The organism is Verminephrobacter aporrectodeae subsp. tuberculatae At4, from assembly GCF_000193225.1.
Classification (GTDB): Bacteria; Pseudomonadota; Gammaproteobacteria; order Burkholderiales; family Burkholderiaceae_C; genus Acidovorax; species Acidovorax aporrectodeae.
This window is the reverse complement of sequence record NZ_AFAL01001078.1, coordinates 1-432: the sequence shown is the minus strand read 5'-3', so window position 1 is coordinate 432 and position 432 is coordinate 1. Positions and strand designations below refer to the sequence as shown.

The following is a 432-nucleotide window of genomic DNA, read 5'->3' as shown; positions in this document are numbered from 1 at the left end:
GATAACGTGCTCACCGCCGTCACCGCCATCGCAGTGCACGCGCAGGAAAAGACCGTGCGCCTGACGCTGGCCACCGCTGTCACCAACGGCCAGGCAATGACCATCGCCTATACCGACCCGACAACCGGCAACGATGCCAACGCCATACAGGACGCGGCCGGCAACGACGCGGCCAGTTTCGCGGCCATGCCGGTGGACAACCGCACCCCCGCGCCACCGAGCCCGGCTCCAAGTCCGGGTCCGGCCCCGAGCCCATCGCCCCCGGAAGGCCCGGCGCCCAAGGACACCAAGGACACGGACGGCGACAGCATTCCCGACAGCATCGAAGACCCGACCCCCGGTATCTCCGGCCCCTCTGGCGCAGCCCCCGTCACCGGCGACGGCAACGGAGACGGCGTCCAGGACAGCACGCAAGCGGCAGTGGGATCGACC

Annotated in this window: 1 protein-coding gene; it reads left to right on the top strand. The window is 69.9% G+C overall.

Features of this window, described 5'->3' with window-relative positions:
• Positions 1 to 432, top strand: a 432-nt coding sequence (locus VTU_RS0124980; protein WP_010110845.1) for a SwmB domain-containing protein, incomplete at both ends; no start/stop codon positions are given.